Genomic DNA, 19597 nt, shown 5'->3' with positions numbered 1-19597 from the left:
GCTCACCCGCCTCCCCGGCCGGGCTGCCAGCTCGCCGCGACGCCGTCGTGCAGGCGGTAGAGGGCGTCGAGCCGCTCGGTGTCCCAGGCGAGGTGGGAGACGACCAGGATGCAGCAGCCGCGGTCGCGCAGGCGGGCGGCGACGCTCCAGAACCGCAGGTAGGTCTCCCAGTCGAAGCCCTGGTACGGCTCGTCGAGCAGCAGCACCTGCGGGTCGTGCATGAGGGCGAGCGTGAGATTGAGCTTCTGGCGGGTCCCGCCGCTCAGCACGGCGACGCGGGAGTGCCGGTACCCGGAGAAGTGGAGCTCCTCCATCAGCTCCTCTGCGCGCCGCATCCCGTCCAGCCCGTAGGCGACCTGGAAGTAGCGCAGGTGCTGCTCGACGGTGAGGAAGTCGTTGAGGACCGTCTCCTGGGGGCAGTAGCCGAGCCGGCCCCGGTGCTCGACGGCACCGGAGTCGGCCGCGGTCTGCCCGCACAGGATGCGCAGCAGCGTCGTCTTCCCCGCGCCGTTCTCGCCGACGATGCCGGCGAGGGTGCCGCGGCCGAGTTCGAGCGAGACGCCGCGCAGCACCCGCCGGGCACCGTACGACTTGTGCACCCCGCTGACGCGCAGGGCGCGCGGAGGTGGTGCGTACGGTGCGGGCACGTCTGTCCAACGACGGACGGGGCGCCTCGTTGCGGACGGATCAGCGGGCGGACCGGCGGACGGGACCGGCGGACGGGGTCAGCGGGCGCCGAAGACCTGGGTCCAGCGGGGACCGCCCGGGGCCTTGTTGACGCCGACGCCGATCTCCTTGAAGGAGCAGTTGAGGATGTTCTTGCGGTGGCCGTCGCTGTTCATCCACGAGTCCATGACGGACGCCGGCGTCTGCTGCCCGTAGGCGATGTTCTCGCCGTACGTGCTCCAGTTGTAGCCGGCGGCGGTGATGCGGTCGCCGGGGCCCTTGCCGTCGGGGTTGGTGTGGTTGAAGAAGCCGCGGGCGGCCATGTCGTCGGAGTGGCCCTGGGCGGCGGCGTCGAGCGTGCTGTTCTCGGTCAGGGGCGAGCAGCCGGCCTTGGCGCGCTCGGCGTTCACGAGGGCCGTGACCTGCTGGCCGAGGGAGCCGCCGCCGGGGTTCGCGGCCTTGGGGGCGCTCTTGGCCGGGGCCGCGCTCTTCGGCTCGGGCGAGGGCTTCGCGGAGGCGGACCTGCTCGGCTCCGGCGCGGAGGACGAGGGCGGGGCGGAGGACGACGCGGACGCGGACGGCTTGGCCGAGGCGGACGCGGACGCGCTCGCCGACGCGGACGGCGAGGCGCTGGGCGGCAGCGCGGACGTACTGGCGTCGAGGGCCTGCACGCGGTTCTGCGACGTCTGCCCGTCCTTGGCCGAGACGCTCTTGCCGTCCGAGGCGTCGGTGAAGAGGTAGAGGCCGCCGCCGGCCAGGACGGCCAGGACAGCGGCGCCGGCCGCGGCCCGCCGGGCGGTGCGGGGGCGGCTCGCGCGGTGACCGCGGCTGCCGTTGCCGTTGCCGTTGCCCGCGCGGCGGCGGCCCGCGCGCGAGCCGCCGGCGGCAGCGTGGGAGGAGGTGTGGGAGGAGGCGGCCGGGGACGCGTGGCCCACCTGCTCCGTCCGCAGCATCGCGCCGCCGGGCCACCAGCCCAGCAGCGCCGCCCCGACGGGCACCAGCCCGAGGCCGACGAGCAGCCCCTCGGCCGGGACCAGGGCCGACAGCGCTCCGGCGCAGCGGCCGCAGCCGCGCACGTGGCGGGCGACGCGCTTGCGCCACAGGGCGGACGGAGCGCCGTCCCAGGAGGCGACGACGTCCCCGAGCTGCGGGCAGAGCGGGTGTGCGGCGAGGGCCCGTACGACGCCTCGGGCGGTGTCCAGCTGGGCCTTGGTGCGCTGGATGCGGACGGCCGCGTGCTGCGGGGTCATCTCCAGGGCGGTGGCGACCTCGGCGCGCGTGAGCTCGCCGGCGGCCTCCAGCCACCACAGGGAGAGCACGGTCTGCTCGTCGTCGTCGAGCCAGCGCGTGGCCTCGGCGACCTCCTTGCGCTGCCCCTGCAGACCGAGCCGGACGATGGTGAGGTCGACGAAGTCCGCCTCCGGGTCGGCGACCTCGGCAACCTCCTGCAGGCCACTGACGGGAGCCTCCGGGCGCTCCCGCCAGTGGCTGCGTATCTGGTTCATGGTGATGGCGACGAGCCAGGACCGGAAGGCGGCCGCGTCCCGCAGCTCGCCCAGGCCGTTGATGACCCGGAGCATGGTCTCCTGGACCACGTCGTCAACGTCGGCGTGGCCGCCCAGGGCCCGGCCGACGATGTTGTAGACGAGCGGCAGGTGGGCGGCGACGAGCTCGTCCTGTGCCGCCGTGTCCCCGGCTCGCGCCGCCTCGACCACGGCCACGCTCTGACTGTTCACGCTCCGCCACCCTTCTCCGGCATTCCGTTCGGGAGTCGATCCGTTCGGTCCGACACATAGGAGATGCGGATGGGGCGCGACGATAACAAATACTGCTCGGAAAACTTCAAGAGGACCGGACAAATCCTTTTATGGGGGGCTGTTGTTCGCCGTGTTCCAGGAATTCGGCGAGCATGCCCGGAGTCGCCGATTCCGCGAAGGCCGCGGCGGTGCCGGCGTTCATGTCCCGAATGCGGTATCCGTCCTCTCCCGCGGCGACGGCGGCGGTCGCCGTGACGAGGCCCGCCCGGCGCGAGAACGGGGTGTCGGTGAAGGTCCACGCCAGCACGGCCGAGCGGTCCAGCGCGACCGTCTCCCGGCCGAACGTGCCGGAGCGCACGAGGAGGAAGCGGCCTCGGAGGCCGTGGCCGAGCCCGCGGTAGGCGTCGCGCGCGAGCCCGTACGCGACCGGTGCGGCCAGGACGAGCCAGCCCGCCGCGCAGTACAGCAGGACGGGCGTGAGGAGCGCGCCCAGCACGGCCAGTACGACAGCGGGCGGCAGCACGCACCACGCGAAGGCCCGGACGGCGCGCCGGCGGAGCGCGGCCCGCGGGTGGGCCGTCAGCCCGGCCGGGTCGAAGGGCTCGCCCAGCACGCCGTCGCACACGCGCAGCGCCTCGCCGCGCGAGGCGGGCGGCAGGACGAGGCTGCGGCGGCGGTTCGCCTCCCTGTCGCCGAGGCCGCCCGCGACGGCCCGGACGCTCGCGCCGCCGCCCGCGCGCAGCAGGAGCGGCTCGCGCAGGGCCACGCCGCGCAGACGGGCGCGCTCGATGGACACGGACCGGGTGGTGAACAGGCCGTGGCGGACGCGCAGGGTGGCCGCGTCGGTCCACTCCAGGCGGTAGTTCCACCAGTTCTCGGCGTAGAGGGCGACCGCGCCGACGCAGCCGAGGGCGGTGACGGCGAGGAGCGCGAGCGGGATCGTGAGCCACAGGGCGCTGTGGCCGAAGTCCTCGAAGGCGCGGCGCACGAACCCGATGCGCCACGGCTGGACGCCGATCCCGTCGAGGACGCGCCAGACGGCGCCCGCCGCGGCGAAGACGCCGCCGACGACCCAGAAGGTCAGCGGTGCGTAGCGCAGGCGGCGCAGGTCGGCGGTGGCGAGCACGGGGTCGCCGGTGCTGCCGGCGCCGGCGCGGGCCAGGAGCTCGGCGCGCAGGCGCACGGCCTCGGGGCGGGCGAGGGCGTCCAGAGAGAGCTCGCCGCCCCGCCCGCCGCCGCCCGTGCCGGCGCGCAGCACGGCGAGGCCGAGGAGGCGCTGGACGAGGTTCGCCGTGATGTCCACGTTGCGCACGCGGTGCAGGGGGATCGCGCGGACGCTGCGGGTGAACAGGCCCGTGCGGAGCTCGATGGCGTCGGCGGTGACGCGGTAGCGGGTGCGGCGCCAGGTGACGACGCCGGCGGTGGTGACGGCCGCGAAGACGGCGCCGATGACGGCGAGGGTGATCCACGCGCGGGCGTCGAGCCGGCCGCCGGTGGCGAGCGCGGTGAGGGCCAGCGAGCCGAGGGGGGCGCCCATCCAGGTGCAGTGCACGGCGATCGTACGGGGGTCGAGCGTGCGCCACGGCTGCTCGCTCGTGCGGAGGCCGCCCGCCGGAAGGCCGCTCATGCGGCATCGCCCTCACCGGGCGCGAGGCGGGCGGCCTCGGTGATGCGGGCCGCTATCCGCTCCGCGTCCTCGTCCGACACGCCCGTGATGCGGACGTCGCCGGCCGTGGAGGCGGTGGTGACGGTGACCGTGGCGAGGCCGAACGCGCGCTGCAGCGGGCCGCGCACGGTGTCGACGGTCTGGACGCGGGAGAGCGGGGCTATGCGCCGCTTGTGCAGCAGCCAGCCGCCCGCCGCGTAGACCGCGCTCCCGCCGACCTCCCAGGCGTGGATGCGGCAGCGCAGGCGCGGCATCGCCAGGACGTAGCCGGCGGCGGGCAGGACGAGGACGCCGAGGAGCAGCGGGCCGAGCCACGGGAGGGCGCCGGGGAAGAAGAGCAGGGAGAGGACGAGGAGCGTGACGGCGGTCAGCAGCAGGGGGCCGGTGACCGTCAGCCAGGCCTGCACGGTCCACCAGCGGCGGGCGCGGGGCGCGACGCCGTGGCGGGGCGGCCTCAGCCTGATCGTCGTCTGTCCGTGTCGTGCCATGGCCGCGTCGCTCCCCGCTCCCGCTTTTCCAAGTCAGCTGTATTGAGAATAAGCTATAGCAATACGAGCGACTTGGAAAGGTGAGGTGGTGGACTGTGCCCAAGCGCGTGGACCACGAAGAGCGGCGCCGGGCGATCGCGGAAGCCCTGTGGCGCATCGCGTGCGCGCGGGGGCTGGACGGGGCGAGCCTGCGGGACGTCGCGGCGGAGGCGGGGATCTCGCTGGGGCAGCTGCAGCACTACTTCTCCAGCAAGGACGAGATGCTCGTCTTCGCCCTCAAGCACTTGGGCGGACTGGCGGAGGATCGCATCCGGGCGCGCCTCCTGGGGCTCACCGGGCCGCCGTCCCCGCGGGACGTCCTGCGGGAGACGGTCATGGAGATGCTCCCCCTGGACAGCGCGAGCCGCACCGGGAACCTCGTCCAGATCGCCTACTTCGTACGGGCCCTGCACGACGAACGGCTGCGCGGGCACGCGAAGGAGGGCATTCCCGCGCTGCGGGCCTTCTTCGCGGACCAGGTGCGGGCGGGGATCGCGCGGGGCGAGGTGGACGCGTCCCGCGACGCGGACGCGGAGGCGATGCTCCTGATCGCCCTGACGGACGGCCTGACGACGTACCTCCTGCTGGAAGCGTGCGGTCCGGACGAGGCGGTGTCCTTGCTGGACGGCCATTTGGATCGCCTGTTCACTGCGTGACGGGGGGCCAGGTCAATTCGGCACCGCCGGCCTCCGCCGCGGGGGCTGATCGCCGTCGCGGCGGAAGAAAGTGCCCGGCAGGGCAATGCCAGGTGGCCCTGCCCGCCCCTCCTCCGCCGCCGCGGCGGAAGAACGGTGCCCGGCGCGGGCAGGGCGAGGCGGCGTCCCGCGCCCCGGAACCGTTACGGCCTGCGCGCAGCGCGGTTGCGGCCGCCCGGGCCCGGGGAGAGGGACGCGGCGAGTTCGTCCAGGGCGTCCAGGAGGAGTTCCGAGCCGCGGACGGCCACGCCCTCCTCGCCCTCGTTCGCGCGCCACGCGGCGAGCGCCTCGTGCGGGGCCGTCCAGTCGAGGGCGCGGCGGTCGCGGATCGCTTCGGCCGCCGCCGGCAACGCGGCCTCCAGCGCCGCGGCAAAGGCGGCCGCGCCCTTCGACGGCTCCGCCTCACGGTCCGGCAGGTGAGCCTCCATCAGCATCGTGGCGCGGCCCAGCGTGGCCAGCGCCGCCTCCGCAGCCCGCTCGGAGCTGCGGGAGAGGCCGCGGTGGCGCACGGGCTCGGTCAGGGCGCGGCCGGCCATCTCCTCCCAGGCCATCCGGGCGGCCCGCGCGTCCAGGAGAGCCTCCCGTACGCGTCGCTGCTTGCGCTCCTCCGGCCGGGCGAACGCGCCGAGCACGGCGAGCGCGTAGTCCCCATTGGCGGCGAGCCAGTCGGCGAGCCGGTCGCGCAGCCGGGGCGTCTCCCAGGTGGGGAAGAGCGCGTACGCGGCCATGGCGAGGAGTCCGCCGAGCAGGGTGAGGGCGACGCGCGCCTCGATGGTCTGGGACCAGCCCTCCCCCGCGATGCCCAGCAGGAAGACGACGTAGGCGGCGATGCAGGCGGAGGTGACGCTGTAGCCCGTGCGCATCAGCAGGTACATGAGCCCGACGGACAGCACCGCGAGCCCCGCGCACACCCACAGCCCGGGGTGGGTGAAGGCCATGAGCGCGCCGGCGACGGCCACGCCGACGACCGTCCCGGCGAACCGGGCGACGCCCCGCGAGTAGGTCTGCCCGAAGTCGGGCCGCATGACCATGACGGAGGTCATGGGCGCCCAGTAGGCGTGCCCCCAGGGCAGGGCGGTGCCGGCGGCGTAGCCGGCGAGCACCACGGCGGAGACCCGCACCGCGTGCCGCCCGACCGGCGAGGACCAGCGCGCCTCGCGCCGCAGGGCGTGCAGCGCGACGGGCACGAGCCGCGGCACGGAGGGCCGCAGCAGGTGCCGGTGTTCGGAACCGCCGCGCGCCGTGGTCCGGCGCACGGGTTCGTCGGTGGCGTCGACCGCGTCGCCGAGGAGCGCCATCAGGCGCAGGGCGGAGCGCCGCGCGGCGCCGTGGAGGACCGGCCCGGTGGCGGGCACGGTGAGGACGGCGGTGGCCTCTTCGGGGAGTTTCACGGGCTTGCCCCACCGGATGGCCCGCGCGACCGCGTCCAGCACAGTCGCCGCCGCGCCCAGCAGGTCCCGCACGCGGTCCCGTTCGGGGCCCTCGGCGGGGGCGCCGAGGACGGGGTCGGCGAGCGCGGCGAGGACGGGCCGCAGCCGTTCGGCGACGCCGCGCGGCCCGGCCAGCTGGCGGGGCCGGCTGCGGGCCTGGCGGGGCGTCAGCTCGGCGGCCTCGCGGGCGTCCATGAGCGGCTGCGGGTCGAAGAGGGCCTGCGGGTCGTGCCGGAGCCTGCGCGCGTAGTCCGCCTCGGCGGCCAGCGCGTCGGCGAGCGCGTCCCGCTGGACGCCCCAGGGGCGGACGGGCAGCAGCACGATGAGGACCGCCTGCACCAGCCCGCCGACGGCGATCAGCCCGGCGTGGTGCAGCGCTCCCATGACGGACGTCGGCAGGGTGACGGTGACGAGCATGACGGCGATGGTCTGGGTGGCGACCAGGCCGGAGACCGGCCCGACCGCCCAGGCCATGCCCGCGAGCAGCGTCCACACGGTCAGCAGGGTGCCGAAGACGACGGGGTCGAAGGCGGCCACGTAGCCGAGGAACGTGCTGACGGCGAGGCCGGTCGCCACGGCGAGCGCCAGCACCGGCCGGGGCCGCCAGCTGCGCTGGAACGTCACCAGGCCCGCGGAGAACGCGCCGAACGCGGACGACACGGCGAGCGCCGGGGTCCCCAGCCACAGGGTGGCCCCGACGACGATCGCCACGCCGAGCGCGCCACGGGCGGCGACCACGGGCGTCAGCTTGGTGCGCTCGATCGTCAGCCCGTCGCGGGCGGCTTTCCGCAGCGCGCTGGACCAGGTCATGGCCTGAGCTTACGTTCCGGACCGGTGCGTTCCGCGCAGCGGGGCGGGCTCAGCGGTGGCTGGGGAAGCCCAGGTCCACGCCGCTGTCGGCCGGGTCGGGCCACCGGGTGGTGACGACCTTGCCGCGTGTGTAGAAGTGGACACCGTCGTTGCCGTAGATGTGGTGGTCGCCGAAGAGGGAGTCCTTCCAGCCACCGAAGGAGTGGTAGCCGACCGGCACCGGGATGGGCACGTTGATGCCGACCATGCCCGCCTCGACCTCCAGCTGGAAGCGGCGGGCCGCGCCGCCGTCCCGGGTGAAGACGGCCGTGCCGTTGCCCCACGGCGAGGAGTTGATGAGGGCCAGCCCCTCCTCGTAGGACTCCGCGCGCAGCACGCACAGCACGGGGCCGAAGATCTCGTCGCGGTAGGCGTCCGAGTCGACCGGCACCTTGTCGAGCAGGGACAGCCCGATCCAGTGCCCGTTCTCGTAGCCCTCGACGGTGAAGCCGGTGCCGTCGAGGACGACCTCGGCGCCCTGGGCGGCGGCGCCGTGCACGTAGGAGGCGACCTTGTCGCGGTGGGCCGCGGTGATGAGCGGGCCCATCTCGGACGAGGGGTCGTCACCCGGCCCGATCTTGATCTTCTCGGCGCGCTCGCGGATCTTCGCCACCAGCTCGTCGCCGGCCGAGCCCACCGCGACGACCGCGGAGACGGCCATGCAGCGCTCGCCGGCCGAGCCGTACGCGGCGGAGACGGCGGCGTCGGCGGCCGCGTCGAGGTCGGCGTCGGGCAGCACCAGCATGTGGTTCTTGGCGCCGCCGAGGGCCTGGACGCGCTTGCCGTGCTCGCCGGCCACGCGGTGGATGTGGCGGGCGATGGGCGTGGAGCCGACGAAGGAGACGGCGGCGACGTCCGGGTGGGTCAGCAGCCGGTCGACGGCCGCCTTGTCGCCGTTGACGACGTTGAGGACGCCCTCGGGCAACCCCGCCTCGGCGGCCAGCTGCGCGAGGAGGATCGCGGGCGAGGGGTCCTTCTCGCTGGGCTTGAGCACGAAGGTGTTGCCGCAGGCGATCGCCAGCGGGAACATCCACATCGGCACCATCGCCGGGAAGTTGAAGGGCGTGATGCCCGCGACGACGCCGAGCGGCTGGCGGATCGCGGCGACGTCCACGCCGCCGGACACCTGGGTCGACAGCTCGCCCTTGAGCTGCGTGGTGATGCCGCACGCCAGCTCGACGATCTCCAGGCCGCGGGCGACCTCCCCGAGCGCGTCGGAGTGCACCTTGCCGTGCTCGGCCGTGATCAGCTCGGCGAGCTCGGCGCGGTGGGCGTCCAGCAGCGCGCGGTAGCGGAAGAGGATCGCGGTGCGGGTGGCGAGGGAGGACGTGCCCCACGTCGCGAAGGCGGCCTTGGCGGCCGCGACGGCGGCGTCCACCTCCTCCGCCGAGGCGAACGCGACCCGCGTCGTTTGCGCGCCCGTCGCGGGGTCGGTGACCGGCCCGTACGTGCCGGAGGCGCCCTCGACGGCCTTGCCGTCGATCCAGTGGTTGACGGTCTTCATCGGTCGGCCTCTCCTACGGTCAAAGATAGCGGCGGCGGGCAGCGGCGTGGCGCTCGTACTCCTCCCGGGCCCTGCGGGCCGCCGGGCGGGTCGCGGCCCCGGCGACAGGCACATCCCACCACGCCTGGGCAGGGGGCGCGCCCGGCACTGTGTCGGCTGTTTCGGTCTCCACGTAGACACATGTGGGGCGGTCGCAAGCGCGCGCCTCGGCGAGCGCCTCCCGCAGCTCACCGGCCGTTCGGGCGCGCAGCACGTGCATCCCGAGCGAGGCGGCGTTGGCGGCCAGGTCCACGGGGAGCGGGTCGCCGGTGTACGTGCCGTCGGCGGCGCGGAAGCGGTAGGCGGTGCCGTGGCGCTCGCCGCCGACGGCCTCGGACAGGCTGCCGATCGAGGCGTAGCCGTGGTTCTGGATCAGCACCACCTTGATCGGGATGCCCTCCTGCACGGCGGTGACCAGCTCGGTCGGCATCATCAGGTACGTGCCGTCGCCGACGAGGGCCCACACCGGGCGGCCGGGCTCGGCCATGGCGACGCCGATCGCGGCCGGGATCTCGTAGCCCATGCAGGAGTAGCCGTATTCGAGGTGGTACTGGCGGCGGGAGCGGGCGCGCCAGAGCTTGTGGAGGTCGCCGGGGAGGGAGCCGGCCGCGTTGATGACGACGTCCGTCTCGTCGACGACGGAGTCGAGGGCGCCGAGGATCTGGGCCTGGGTGGGGCGCGCCGTCTCGTCCCGCGCGGTGAGCGCCCGGGTGACGGCCCGCTCCCACGCCTGCTTGCCCGCCGCGTACTCCTTCTCGTACGGCTCCGGGACGCGGTGGCCGGCCAGCGCCCGTGTCAGCGCCTCCAGGCCGGTGCGGGCGTCCGCGACGAGCGGCAGGGCGGCGAGCTTGTGGGCGTCGGAGGGGGCGATGCTGAGGTTGAGGAAGCGGACTCCCGGGGCGGCGAAGAGGGTGTTCGAGGCGGTGGTGAAGTCGCTGTAGCGGGTGCCCACGCCGATGACCAGGTCGGCCGTACGGGCCAGGTCGTCCGCCACGGCCGTTCCGGTGTGGCCGATGCCGCCGACGTCCGCGGGGTGGGTGTGGTGCAGGGAGCCCTTGCCGGCCTGGGTGGAGGCGACGGGGATGCCGGTCGCGTCGGCGAGGGCGCGCAGCGCGTCCTCCGCCTCGCTGTGGTGGACGCCGCCGCCGGCGATCAGCAGGGGGCGGCGGGCGGCCCGTACGGCGGCCGCGGCCGCGGCCAGCTCGGCCGGGTCGGGGGCGGGGCGGCGCACGTGCCAGACGCGCTCGGCGAAGAACTCCTCGGGCCAGTCGTACGCCTCGGCCTGCACGTCCTGCGGGAGGGCGAGGGTGACGGCGCCGGTCTCGACGGGGTCGGCGAGGACGCGCACGGCCTGCAGGGCGGCGGGGATGAGCGCCTCCGGCCGGGTGATCCGGTCGAAGTACCGGGAGACCGGGCGCAGGCAGTCGTTGACGGACACGTCGCCCGCGCCGGGGTGTTCGAGCTGCTGCAGGACGGGGTCGGCGGGGCGCGTGGCGAAGGTGTCGCCGGGGAGGAGCAGGACGGGGAGGCGGTTGACCGTGGCGAGGGCGGCGCCGGTGACGAGGTTGGTGGCGCCGGGGCCGATGGAGGTGGTGACGGCGTGGGCGGAGAGCCGGTCGCGGTGGCGGGCCCAGCCGACGGCCGCGTGGACCATGGCCTGTTCGTTGCGCCCCTGGTGGTACGGCATGGCGTCGCCGGACTCCAGCAGCGCCTGCCCGATGCCGGCGACGTTGCCGTGGCCGAAGATGCCCCAGCAGGCGGCGATCAGGCGCTGCCGCCGGCCGTCGCGCTCGGTGTACTGGCGGGCGAGGAAGGCGATCAGGGCCTGGGCGGTGGTGAGACGGCGGGTGGTGGTCATCGGGCGCCTCCCTCGTGGCTCTCGTGGCCCTCTTGACTCTGGTGGCCCTCGTAGCCCTCGTGGCCCTCATGGCTCTCGTAGAGCGGCAGCCGGGGGTCGACGGGCTGCCCGGGCCAGGTGCCGCGGATCCAGGCGTGGTCGGGGTGGTCGCGGATGAGCCACTCGCGTTCCGCGCCCGGGCCGGCCATGACGTTGAGGTAGTACATGTCGTGGCCGGGCGCGGCGATGGAGGGGCCGTGCCAGCCGTCGGGGATGAGTACGGCGTCGCCCGTGCGGACCTCGGCGAGGACGTCGGTCCCCTTGTCGCGCGAGGGGGTCACGCGCTGGTAGCCGAGGCCGGGGGTGCCGGCGGGCCCGTCCGCGATCTCGAAGTAGTAGATCTCCTCCAGCTCGGACTCCTCGCCCGGGTGGTGCTCGTCGTGCTTGTGGGGCGGGTAGGAGGACCAGTTGCCGCCGGGGGTGAGGACCTCTACGGCGATGAGCTTGTCGCAGTCGAAGACGCCCGCGGCGGCGAAGTTGTTGACCTGGCGGGAGCAGGTGCCGGTGCCGCGCAGTTCGACGGGGACGGCGGAGGCGGGGACGTAGCGGGCGGGCAGGCCGCGATCGCAGCGGGCGCCGGCGAGGGCGAAGCGGCCCCCGGCCGCCGAGGTGAGGGTGGCGGTGGTGTCGCGGGGGACGTAGGCGAAGTCGGTGGTGGAGGCGAAGACGCCGTCGCGCCCGCGCAGGGCGAAGGACAGGCCGCCGGTGGCGACCGTGCACCCCCCGCTGAGCGGCAGGACGACCCACTCGCTGGGGCCGGTGGGGAAGGTGTGGGTGCCGCCGGGGGGAAGAGTGACGACCTTGAGGGAGCAGTGGTCCCAGCCGGCGTTCTCGGGCCGGATGTCGAGGTCGTACGGGGCGCCGGCGGCGGTGCCGGCCGGGAGGTGACGGGCGGGGAAGACACCTCCCCGCTCGTGTCCCCCCTCGCACCCCTCCCGGGAGCGGGGCTCCGCTGGTCGGCTCATGGTGGCCTCCTCGCAGGTCGGGCAGGACCGGATCGGCTGCGTCCGTTCCCCGGAGGGTAAGGGATCAAGCAACGCGCCGACAGGGGGTCGCCCGTGCCTCGCGGCGGCATCAACCCGTGGCTCACGGCGGCGTGAAACCGTGCCTCACAGCGGCATGAAGGCGTCGAGTTCGCCGTCCAGGGAGAGGACGAGGCCGCTGTCCACGCCGTAGAACCAGCCGTGCAGCCGCAGCGTGCCCTCGCCCAGGCGGCGGCGGACGCACGGGTAGGTGTGCAGCCGTTCGAGCTGGGCGCGGACGTTGCGCTGGCCGGCGGCGTGCATCCCGGGATCGGCGGCCTTGCGCCGGGCGGCGTCCGCGGGCTCGTGGCCCGCGTCGCCGGGCAGCTGGGTGGTGAGCCAGTGGTCGACCGCGGGCAGCGCGGAGAGGTCGTCGCCGCGGGTCCGGGCGCCGACGGCCCCGCAGTGGGAGTGGCCGCAGACGATGATGTCGGGCACGCCCAGCACGTCGACGGCGTACTCGATGGTGGCCGCGTCGCCGCCGGGCCGCACGTGGCTGTAGGCGGGGACGGCATTGCCCGCGGTGCGCAGTTCGAACAGGTCGCCGGGGCGGGAGCCGGTGATCAGGGAGGGGATGACGCGGGAGTCGGAGCAGGTGACGAAGAGGGCCATGGGCGACTGGCCCGCGGCCAGGGCGCCGAACTCGGCGCGGCGGCCGTCGCGGTCGATGCGCAGGCGCAGGGAGCGGGCGTGCTCGATGAAGGGCTGCACGGTGTGCACCTGCCTATCGCGGGGACGGGATGCGGGCGGCTCCGGGGAGGCCGCCGGGGTCGGTCGTACGGGCCGGAGGACGGCCGGCGGGCGCCAGTTCGCGGGCGAGGAGGCACTCTTCGGCGAAGGCCAGGGCGCGCAGGTGGTAGGTGCGGGCGGCCCAGCCCAGGCTGATGTTGTGCCCGGCGTTCGGCTGCCGGTCGAAGACGACCCGCGGCGAGGCCAGGTGGGCCCGCATGGAGGCGATGGTCTCCTCGTCGTGGTGCCACCAGCCCTCGTGCTCGGCGAAGGTGAAGCGGACGGGGACGCGGATGCGGGCGGCCAGGCCGGGGAAGGCCTGCGCCCAGCGGGGCGCCTCCTGGGCCTCGCGCGGGGGCATCGGGGTGACCAGGGGCTTGGCGGCGCTGAAGGTGCCCGGCGGGTAGAGGCCCAGGCGGCCCCAGTGCAGGGGCCAGGTCTTGACGCCGTGGAAGTCGTCGAGGCGGGCGGGGTCGACGGCGTAGCGGTGGCTGATGCCGGAGATGTCCAGCCCGAGGAAGGCGGCGCCGCGCGGGTCCGCGGCGGCGTGCAGGGCGAGCTTGCCGCCGTAGGAGTGCGCCATGAGGAAGATGCCGGCGCCGGTGTCGTGCTCGCGGGCGTACGAGCCGAGGGCGGCGTGCAGGACGTGGGACTGCTCGGAGAGCGTGGCGCCCTTGGGGAAGTTGGGCACGGACATGCCGTAGCCGGGCCGGTCCACGGCCAGGACGGCGTAGCCCAGGCCCGCGGCGAGGTTGAGCAGGGACTGCCCGCAGTGGCTGAGGCCGTGGAAGTAGCCGGCGCGCATGCCGCCGCCGTGGACGGCGACGACGGTGGCGCGCGGGGGCGCCTCGGGCAGGGCGATCAGGCCGGACAGCGGGATGCCGTCGGCGTCGAGGACGATGTCGCGGACGCGGACCCCGGGGGCGGTGTCGGTGAGGTTCACGGTCAGTCCAGGCCGCGCACGATGTGGGGCTCGTGGGCCGGGTCCTCGTCGTCGCCCGCGAGCCACGGGAGGGGACGGGCCTCCTCCGGTGCGGGTGCGGCGTCGGTACGGCGGGCGTTCATGCGCAGTTCTCCTTCGGGCGGTGCGGGGTGACCGGGGCGAGAACGCCGAGGGCGTCGAAGAGGGCTCTGCGGGCGCGGGCGCGCAGCAGGCCGGTGCGGGTGCTCCTCGCCGTGGTGGTGGCCATGAGTGCTTCCGGTGGGTGGCGTCAGGGGACGAAAACGCCGGACGCGGCGGCCCGGGGGAGGCCGCCGCGTCCGGCGGGCGAACGGTCTGCGGGGGTTCAGTCCGTTCGGTCGGTACGGCGGAGGGCTGCCGTCCTGCGGCCCCTTTCGCCGGGGCCGCGGAGCGGCGGTGGCCTACTTGCCGTAGGGCTTGCGGGCGCGGGCCTCGCGCAGGGCCTCGGCCCACCAGACGAGCTGGTCCAGCTGGGTCTTGGCGGCGATGGACGTGCCCGCCTCGTCCTTCGGCTGGCCGTTCTCGTCGAACTGCTCCCAGGCCGTGTGGAAGCTGATCTGCTCGCGGACGGGGACCGCGTGCAGCTCACCGAAGACCGGGCGCAGCTGCTCGGCGGAGCGCAGGCCGCCGGAGAGGCCGCCGTAGGAGACGAGGCCGACCGGCTTGGCCTGCCACTGCGTGTAGTGCCAGTCGATCAGGCTCTTGAGCGAGGCCGGGAAGCTGTGGTTGTACTCCGGGGTGACCACGGCGAAGGCGTCGGCCCGCTCCAGCCGCGGCGTCACCTTCGACAGGGTCTCGGTGACCTCGGCGGAGGGCTGGTGCGAGAGCACGTACGGCAGCTCGTGGTCGGCCAGGTCGACGAGGTCGACCTCGAAGCCGCCGTGGGCCTCGGCCTTCTTCACGAACCAGTTCGCGACGGTCGGGCCGAAGCGGTTCTCGCGGACGCTGGCCAGGATGACGGCGAGCTTCAGGGGGGAGGTGGACACGTGTGCTCCTTGTCTGAGGGACAGTGATGAGTGGGACGGGCGGCGGGCGGTCAGCCCGCGGCCCCTGCGAGGGCCGACAGGTAGGACTCCTCCGGCTGGGCGCCGGAGAGCACCGGGCCGCCGGCGAAGGAGAAGACCGGCACGGAGCGGACACCGCTGCGCCGCACGCGGTCCAGGCCGGCCCGCACCTCGCCGGCGCCGTCCGGCACGTCGCCGCCGGTGCGCACGCCGGTCTCGCGGGCGAGGCGCTCCAGCGTCTCCGGGTCCGCGATGTTGACCCCGTCGGTGAAGTAGGCGCGGAAGAATCGCTCGGTCATCTGCTCCGCCAGCCCCTGCCCGGCGGCCAGCGCGATGTGGCGGTGGGCCTCGAAGGTGCCGGTGTGGACGGCGTTCTCGTAGTCGAGGACGATCCCGTCGTGCGCGGCGTGGGCGGCCACGCGGGCGGTCTCCTGGAAGACGCCGGCGCCGAACTTGCGCTCCAGGGCCTGCAGCAGCGGCTCGCCCCGGTCCGTGGCGTCGGGGTCGAGCTGGAAGGGGTGGAAGTGCACCTCGGCCTGCCCGCCGCTCTCGCGGAAGCGCTGGACGGCCCGGGAGAACCGCGTGTAGCCGATGTAGGAGTGCGCGCAGATGATGTCGAGCACGATGTCGACGCGTCGTGGTGCGTGCGGGGCGTCGGGCATGGTCGTCTTCCTCGTGGGTGTCGGGGCGGAGCCGGTCGGGTGTGGGGTCTGCGGCACGTCAGCGGCGGCCGGCGGCGGCCTGCGGAGCGGGGGCTTGCGGCGCGGCGCCGGCGCTGTCCTGCCGGCCGGCCCGGCTGAGCAGCAGGACCACGGCCACGGCGATGCCGATGCCCGCCGCCGCGAGGTAGATCCCGTCGATGCCCAGGGAGCCGGACACGGGCTGGCTGAGGACCGGCGAGAGGAACTGCCCGAGGAACAGGCAGGAGGTGACGCCGCTGAGGACACGGCCGCGGATGGCGGCGGGCGTCCGGGAGGCCAGCCAGGTGTTGAGGTTGGGGATCAGCATGCCGATGCCGGCGCCGACCAGCACCAGGCCGGCGAGGACCAGCGCGACGTGCGACGAGGCGCCGATGGTGGCGAAGCCGAGGGCCAGCAGCGTGAAGGTGGCCACCGCGACCGGCCGGACGCCGAACCGCTTGTTGATCCGGCCGAAGTTGAGGCCGACCAGTGCGTTGGCCAGGCTCATCAGCGCGATGGCCAGGCCGGCGCCGCTGGCTCCGATGCCGCCGATGTCCTCCAGGTAGAACGGCAGCTGGGAGGGGATCGTGTAGAACATCACCTGCGAGGCCAGCACCAGGGCGTAGATGCCGAAGGCCAGCGAGGGCATACGGGCGCCGGCGGGCCGGCCGTCGGCACCGGCCGGGGCGGCCACGGCGGGCGGTTCGGTGATGTAGCGCAGGACGAGCACGGTCAGCGGCAGGGCGACGAGGTAGATGGCGAAGGGGCCGCGCCAGTCCAGGTCCGCGAGCACGCCGCCCAGGGAGAGGAACGCGACGCCGCCGAAGCCCATGAAGCCCGCCTGCAGGCCCAGGATCCGGGACCGGGACTCGCCCGGGTAGTAGTCGGTGACGAGGGTGGTGGTCGCGGTCATGATGCCCGCCACCGCCACGCCCAGCAGGAGCCGGCCGGCGAGGATGGCGTACAGGTCGTCCAGCAGCAGGCCCGAGCCGCCGGCGATGCCGAAGAGGCCGACGGAGCAGGCCAGTACGGGCTTCCGGCCGACCCGGTCGACGAGCGTCCCGACGAACGGAGCGCCGACGGCGATCATCAACGCGGGAATGGTGAGGACCATACGGACCAGGAAGGCGGCGTTGTCGACCGAGGAGAAGTGCTTTTCCATGGCGGGCAGCGAGGGCGCGATGATGGCGCCCGCCATGGTGGTGAGCATGCTGGCCACCAGCAGCGTCGCCAGCACCGGGCGGGAAGCGGGCCTCGGTATCGGCTGTTCTCCCTGGAATTCATCGTTGTTGGGGGTCACCACGGCTGGTCCTAACGTTGTGTGTCCGAACTCGGTTCTTGGGGTGGTACGGCTCCGGCGGACTCCGGGCCCCATATTCTCGGAACTTCCGCATCCGTTATCCCGCCGGGAGAAAATATGTCGAGGACCGGACGAACATTTCACGATTCTCTGAATGTTTTCACTGTCCCGGACTGCCGGCCCTGGCCTAATCTCGGCCACCATGACCACAATTTCGACGTCACTGCCGAGGCTTGCCGGGCGACACTGCCAAACACCGCTTAATTCACTGCATTCGACTTTCTACTTCTCGCCGGATTTCGGGACGGAACTGGCCGCCCGCGGCGTCACCGACCCGATGGGCGCCTACCTCGCCGGACGGGCCGCGCCCCTCGGTTCCGTCGCGGCGGCCACGGTCACGGCCGTCTTCTACGGCTTCCACCACCGCGTGATCTCCCGTCACATTCCGGCGGTGTGGGAGTCGGTCTCCTCCGCCACCGTGCTCGAACTGCGCCTGCGGGCGGCCGACGCCACCCTGCGCCGGGTGCTCGGGGCGGAGGTCATCGCCTCCCGGGAGCTGGCGGAGGCCGCGGAACTCGCCCTGCGGGCCGTGGAAGGCTGTACGTGGCCCGGCCGGCCGATGTCGGCCGCCCAGGCGGCGCAGCCGGTCCCCGGCCCCGCGCACCTCGCGCTGTGGCACGCCGCCACCGTCCTGCGGGAACACCGGGGCGACGCCCACGTCATCGCGTTGCAGAACGCCGGGATCGGTGGTCTCGAGGCGCTGGTGTCGCACTGCGCGAGCAGTGAGGGCATGCCCAAGGAGATCGTGATGTCCAAGCGCGGCTGGACGGAGGAGGACTGGTCGGCGGCCGAGGAGAGCCTGCGTGCGCGGGGGTTCCTGGACGCCGGCGGTGCCCTCACTGCCGAAGGCGTGCGGCTGCGCGAAGGACTCGAGGAGGAGACCGACCGGCTCGACGGCGCTCCGTACGAGCGGCTCGGCGCGGCCGGTGTCGAGCGCCTGACCAGGCTCGCCGGCGAGCTCAACGCGGTCGCCGTGGCCTCCGGCGCGTTCCCCGAGGCCCTGCTGGGGACCTTCGCCAAGGATTGACGCGAATACCGCGCGGCCGGGGCCCGCACCCGCTCCCGGGGCCCGGCCGCGGCGGTCAGCCCAGGGGGCACCCGTCGGGGCCCGGCCCGGTGCTCCACACCAGGTGGAAGGCCCAGGTGCGCAGCCGCCAGCCCGCCGCGGTCCGCACGGCCTCGCCCTCGTAGTAGCCGCCGATGTCGAAGTTCGGCCGGTTCTCGGGGCCCGGGTGGTGCACGTGCGTGGCGAGGACGTGCAGGCGCACGTCCGCCCGGTCGCCGTCCAGGGTGACGATGTGGTTGGAACTCACGTGCAGGGACCGGTCGAAGCGGTTCTTGGCCACGAAGTGCAGCCGCGCGACGTCGGACAGGCCCTCGCACGCGCCGACGGGGAAGATCATCCTGACGTCGTCGGTGAAGACGGCCGACGGCCAGGAGCCGTCGAAGCCGTTCTCGTCCTGGTTGTCCAGGAGGACGATGTAGCGGTCGAGGAGCTCGTTGACCGCCGCGCGGTCGCCGAGTTCGCGAACGCGGTCGCTCAGTGCGGCGAGTTCGTCCTGCTGCAGTGTCATCTCTCTCTCATCTTCCGGAAGGCGGTGCGCCGCGCCAGCTGCGCGGCCCGGGCGTGCGCGGGGTGCGTTCGGGGCGGGCCCACCGGGCGGCGGCGCGGTGGTGGCGGGCCAGGTCGCCGGGGTCGGCGCCGGCGGCGGTGCGGGCGAGGAGGACGGCCGTCAGGGCGGCCAGTTCCTCGGGGCCCGCCTCGCCCTTCTCGACGCGCAGGAAGAGCTCGGTGGTCACCGGGGCTCCTTTCGTCACTGGGGCGGGTTGCCGTGCTTGCGCGAGGGCAGGTCGGCGTGCTTCTCGCGGAGCATGGCCAGGGAGCGGGCGAGGATCCGGCGGGTCTCGCGGGGGTCGATCACGTCGTCCACCAGGCCGCGTTCGGCGGCGTAGTAGGGGTGCATGAGCTCCGCCTTGTACTCCTTGATCTTCTGCTGGCGCACGGCCTCGGGGTCGTCGGCGGCGTTGATCTCGCGGCGGAAGATGACGTTGGCCGCGCCCTCCGCGCCCATGACGGCGATCTCGTTGCTGGGCCAGGCCAGGGCGAGGTCGGCGCCGATGGAGCGGGAGTCCATGACGATGTAGGCGCCGCCGTAGGCCTTGCGCAGGACCAGGGAGATCCGCGGGACGGTGGCGTTGCAGTACGCGTAGAGGAGCTTGGCGCCGCGGCGGATGATGCCGTTGTGCTCCTGGTCGACGCCGGGGAGGAAGCCGGGGACGTCGACGAGGGTGACGAGCGGGAGGTTGAAGGCGTCGCAGAACTGCACGAAGCGGGCGGCCTTTTCACTGGACTCGATGTCCAGGACGCCGGCGTAGGAGGCGGGCTGGTTGGCGACGATGCCGACGACGCCGCCGTCGATGCGGCTCAGGGCGCAGACGATGTTGGTGGCCCAGGCCGGGTGCACCTCGAAGTACTCGCCGTCGTCGACGATCTCCTCGATGACGGCCCGGATGTCGTAGCTGCGGCCGGGGTCGTCGGGGACGAGGTCGAGGAGGGAGTCGGTGCTCCGGTCGGCGGGGTCCGCGGAGGGGGCGGAGGGGGGCAGTTCGCGGTTGTTGGACGGCAGCAGGGAGAGCAGGTAGCGCACCTCCTCCAGGCACGTCTCTTCATCGTCGTAGGCGAAGTGGGAGACGCCCGAGGTGGCGGAGTGGACGTCGGCGCCGCCGAGGCCGTTCTGGGTGATCTCCTCGCCGGTGACGGCGCGGACGACGTCGGGGCCGGTGATGAACATCTGCGAGGTCTCGCGGACC

The 19597-nt window shown here is 74.1% G+C and carries 19 protein-coding genes; 2 read left to right on the top strand and 17 right to left on the bottom strand.

Annotated features, from left to right (window positions below):
* Nucleotides 1-2: 2 nt before the first annotated feature.
* The 4 genes from IF61_RS0112390 to IF61_RS0112370 form a co-directional block, all read right to left on the bottom strand.
* Nucleotides 3-647 (bottom strand): ABC transporter ATP-binding protein, encoded by a 645-nt coding sequence (locus tag IF61_RS0112390; RefSeq protein WP_245684489.1) that lies wholly within the window; start codon nucleotides 645-647, stop codon nucleotides 3-5.
* Nucleotides 648-725: 78 nt separating this feature from the next.
* The gene (locus IF61_RS0112380; RefSeq protein WP_030366380.1) at nucleotides 726-2402 is read right to left on the bottom strand and encodes a sigma-70 family RNA polymerase sigma factor; all 1677 of its coding nucleotides are present in this window, start codon (nucleotides 2400-2402) and stop codon (nucleotides 726-728) included.
* A gap of 106 nt (nucleotides 2403-2508) precedes the next feature.
* Nucleotides 2509-4050: a PH domain-containing protein gene (locus IF61_RS0112375; protein WP_030366379.1), complete on the bottom strand. Its 1542-nt coding sequence runs from the start codon at nucleotides 4048-4050 to the stop codon at nucleotides 2509-2511.
* Nucleotides 4047-4577: a PH domain-containing protein gene (locus IF61_RS0112370; protein ID WP_030366378.1), complete on the bottom strand. Its 531-nt coding sequence runs from the start codon at nucleotides 4575-4577 to the stop codon at nucleotides 4047-4049. Before IF61_RS0112370 ends, IF61_RS0112375 begins: the two co-directional genes overlap by 4 nt.
* Before the next feature lie 95 nt (nucleotides 4578-4672).
* Between IF61_RS0112370 and IF61_RS0112365 the strand changes: the two genes are divergently transcribed.
* Entirely contained in the window at nucleotides 4673-5272 is a 600-nt protein-coding gene (locus tag IF61_RS0112365) for a TetR/AcrR family transcriptional regulator (RefSeq protein ID WP_030366377.1), read from the top strand.
* Nucleotides 5273-5454: 182 nt separating this feature from the next.
* Here the strand turns inward: IF61_RS0112365 and IF61_RS0112360 are convergent, their stop codons facing one another.
* The 10 genes from IF61_RS0112360 to IF61_RS0112310 form a co-directional block, all read right to left on the bottom strand.
* Entirely contained in the window at nucleotides 5455-7551 is a 2097-nt protein-coding gene (locus IF61_RS0112360) for an FUSC family protein (RefSeq protein WP_030366376.1), read from the bottom strand.
* Between the two features lie 49 nt (nucleotides 7552-7600).
* Complete coding sequence (locus tag IF61_RS0112355; protein WP_030366375.1) at nucleotides 7601-9094, bottom strand: CoA-acylating methylmalonate-semialdehyde dehydrogenase; 1494 nt, start codon at nucleotides 9092-9094, stop codon at nucleotides 7601-7603.
* A 19-nt stretch (nucleotides 9095-9113) separates the two neighbouring features.
* Nucleotides 9114-10991, bottom strand: coding sequence for a 3D-(3,5/4)-trihydroxycyclohexane-1,2-dione acylhydrolase (decyclizing) (gene iolD, locus IF61_RS0112350; RefSeq protein ID WP_030366374.1), 1878 nt, complete (start codon nucleotides 10989-10991; stop codon nucleotides 9114-9116).
* Nucleotides 10988-11995 carry a 5-deoxy-glucuronate isomerase gene (iolB, locus tag IF61_RS0112345; RefSeq protein WP_078660163.1) on the bottom strand — a complete coding sequence of 336 codons (1008 nt, stop codon included), beginning with the start codon at nucleotides 11993-11995 and terminating at the stop codon, nucleotides 10988-10990. The genes iolD and iolB overlap by 4 nt, the downstream gene beginning before the upstream one ends.
* A 144-nt stretch (nucleotides 11996-12139) precedes the next feature.
* A complete protein-coding gene (locus tag IF61_RS0112340) occupies nucleotides 12140-12763 on the bottom strand; it encodes a carbonic anhydrase (RefSeq protein ID WP_030366372.1) in 624 nt (207 codons plus the stop codon).
* Nucleotides 12764-12776: 13 nt separating this feature from the next.
* Nucleotides 12777-13724 carry an alpha/beta hydrolase gene (locus IF61_RS0112335; protein WP_030366371.1) on the bottom strand — a complete coding sequence of 316 codons (948 nt, stop codon included), beginning with the start codon at nucleotides 13722-13724 and terminating at the stop codon, nucleotides 12777-12779.
* A 118-nt stretch (nucleotides 13725-13842) separates the two neighbouring features.
* Complete coding sequence (locus IF61_RS37450; protein WP_281178035.1) at nucleotides 13843-13971, bottom strand: hypothetical protein; 129 nt, start codon at nucleotides 13969-13971, stop codon at nucleotides 13843-13845.
* A 172-nt stretch (nucleotides 13972-14143) separates the two neighbouring features.
* A complete protein-coding gene (locus IF61_RS0112320; RefSeq protein ID WP_030366370.1) occupies nucleotides 14144-14728 on the bottom strand; it encodes an NADPH-dependent FMN reductase in 585 nt (194 codons plus the stop codon).
* A gap of 50 nt (nucleotides 14729-14778) precedes the next feature.
* Nucleotides 14779-15408: a DsbA family oxidoreductase gene (locus IF61_RS0112315; protein ID WP_030366369.1), complete on the bottom strand. Its 630-nt coding sequence runs from the start codon at nucleotides 15406-15408 to the stop codon at nucleotides 14779-14781.
* A gap of 58 nt (nucleotides 15409-15466) precedes the next feature.
* A complete protein-coding gene (locus tag IF61_RS0112310; protein ID WP_211264876.1) occupies nucleotides 15467-16729 on the bottom strand; it encodes an MFS transporter in 1263 nt (420 codons plus the stop codon).
* Nucleotides 16730-16928: 199 nt separating this feature from the next.
* Here IF61_RS0112310 and IF61_RS0112305 point away from each other — a divergent pair, with 199 nt between their 5' ends.
* Nucleotides 16929-17813, top strand: coding sequence for an SCO6745 family protein (locus IF61_RS0112305; protein WP_030366367.1), 885 nt, complete (start codon nucleotides 16929-16931; stop codon nucleotides 17811-17813).
* A 55-nt stretch (nucleotides 17814-17868) separates the two neighbouring features.
* Here the strand turns inward: IF61_RS0112305 and IF61_RS0112300 are convergent, their stop codons facing one another.
* From IF61_RS0112300 to IF61_RS0112290, 3 genes are all read right to left on the bottom strand, one after another.
* Complete coding sequence (locus IF61_RS0112300; RefSeq protein WP_030366366.1) at nucleotides 17869-18360, bottom strand: nuclear transport factor 2 family protein; 492 nt, start codon at nucleotides 18358-18360, stop codon at nucleotides 17869-17871.
* Between the two features lie 7 nt (nucleotides 18361-18367).
* Nucleotides 18368-18586, bottom strand: a complete 219-nt coding sequence (locus tag IF61_RS0112295; protein ID WP_030366365.1) for an acyl-CoA carboxylase epsilon subunit — start codon at nucleotides 18584-18586, stop codon at nucleotides 18368-18370.
* Between the two features lie 14 nt (nucleotides 18587-18600).
* On the bottom strand, nucleotides 18601-19597 hold a 997-nt coding region (locus IF61_RS0112290), incomplete at its 5' end, for an acyl-CoA carboxylase subunit beta (RefSeq protein ID WP_030366364.1).

Source organism: Streptomyces roseoverticillatus (assembly GCF_000719265.1).
GTDB lineage: Bacteria > Actinomycetota > Actinomycetes > Streptomycetales > Streptomycetaceae > Streptomyces > Streptomyces roseoverticillatus.
This window is presented reverse-complemented; position numbering and strand designations above follow the sequence as displayed.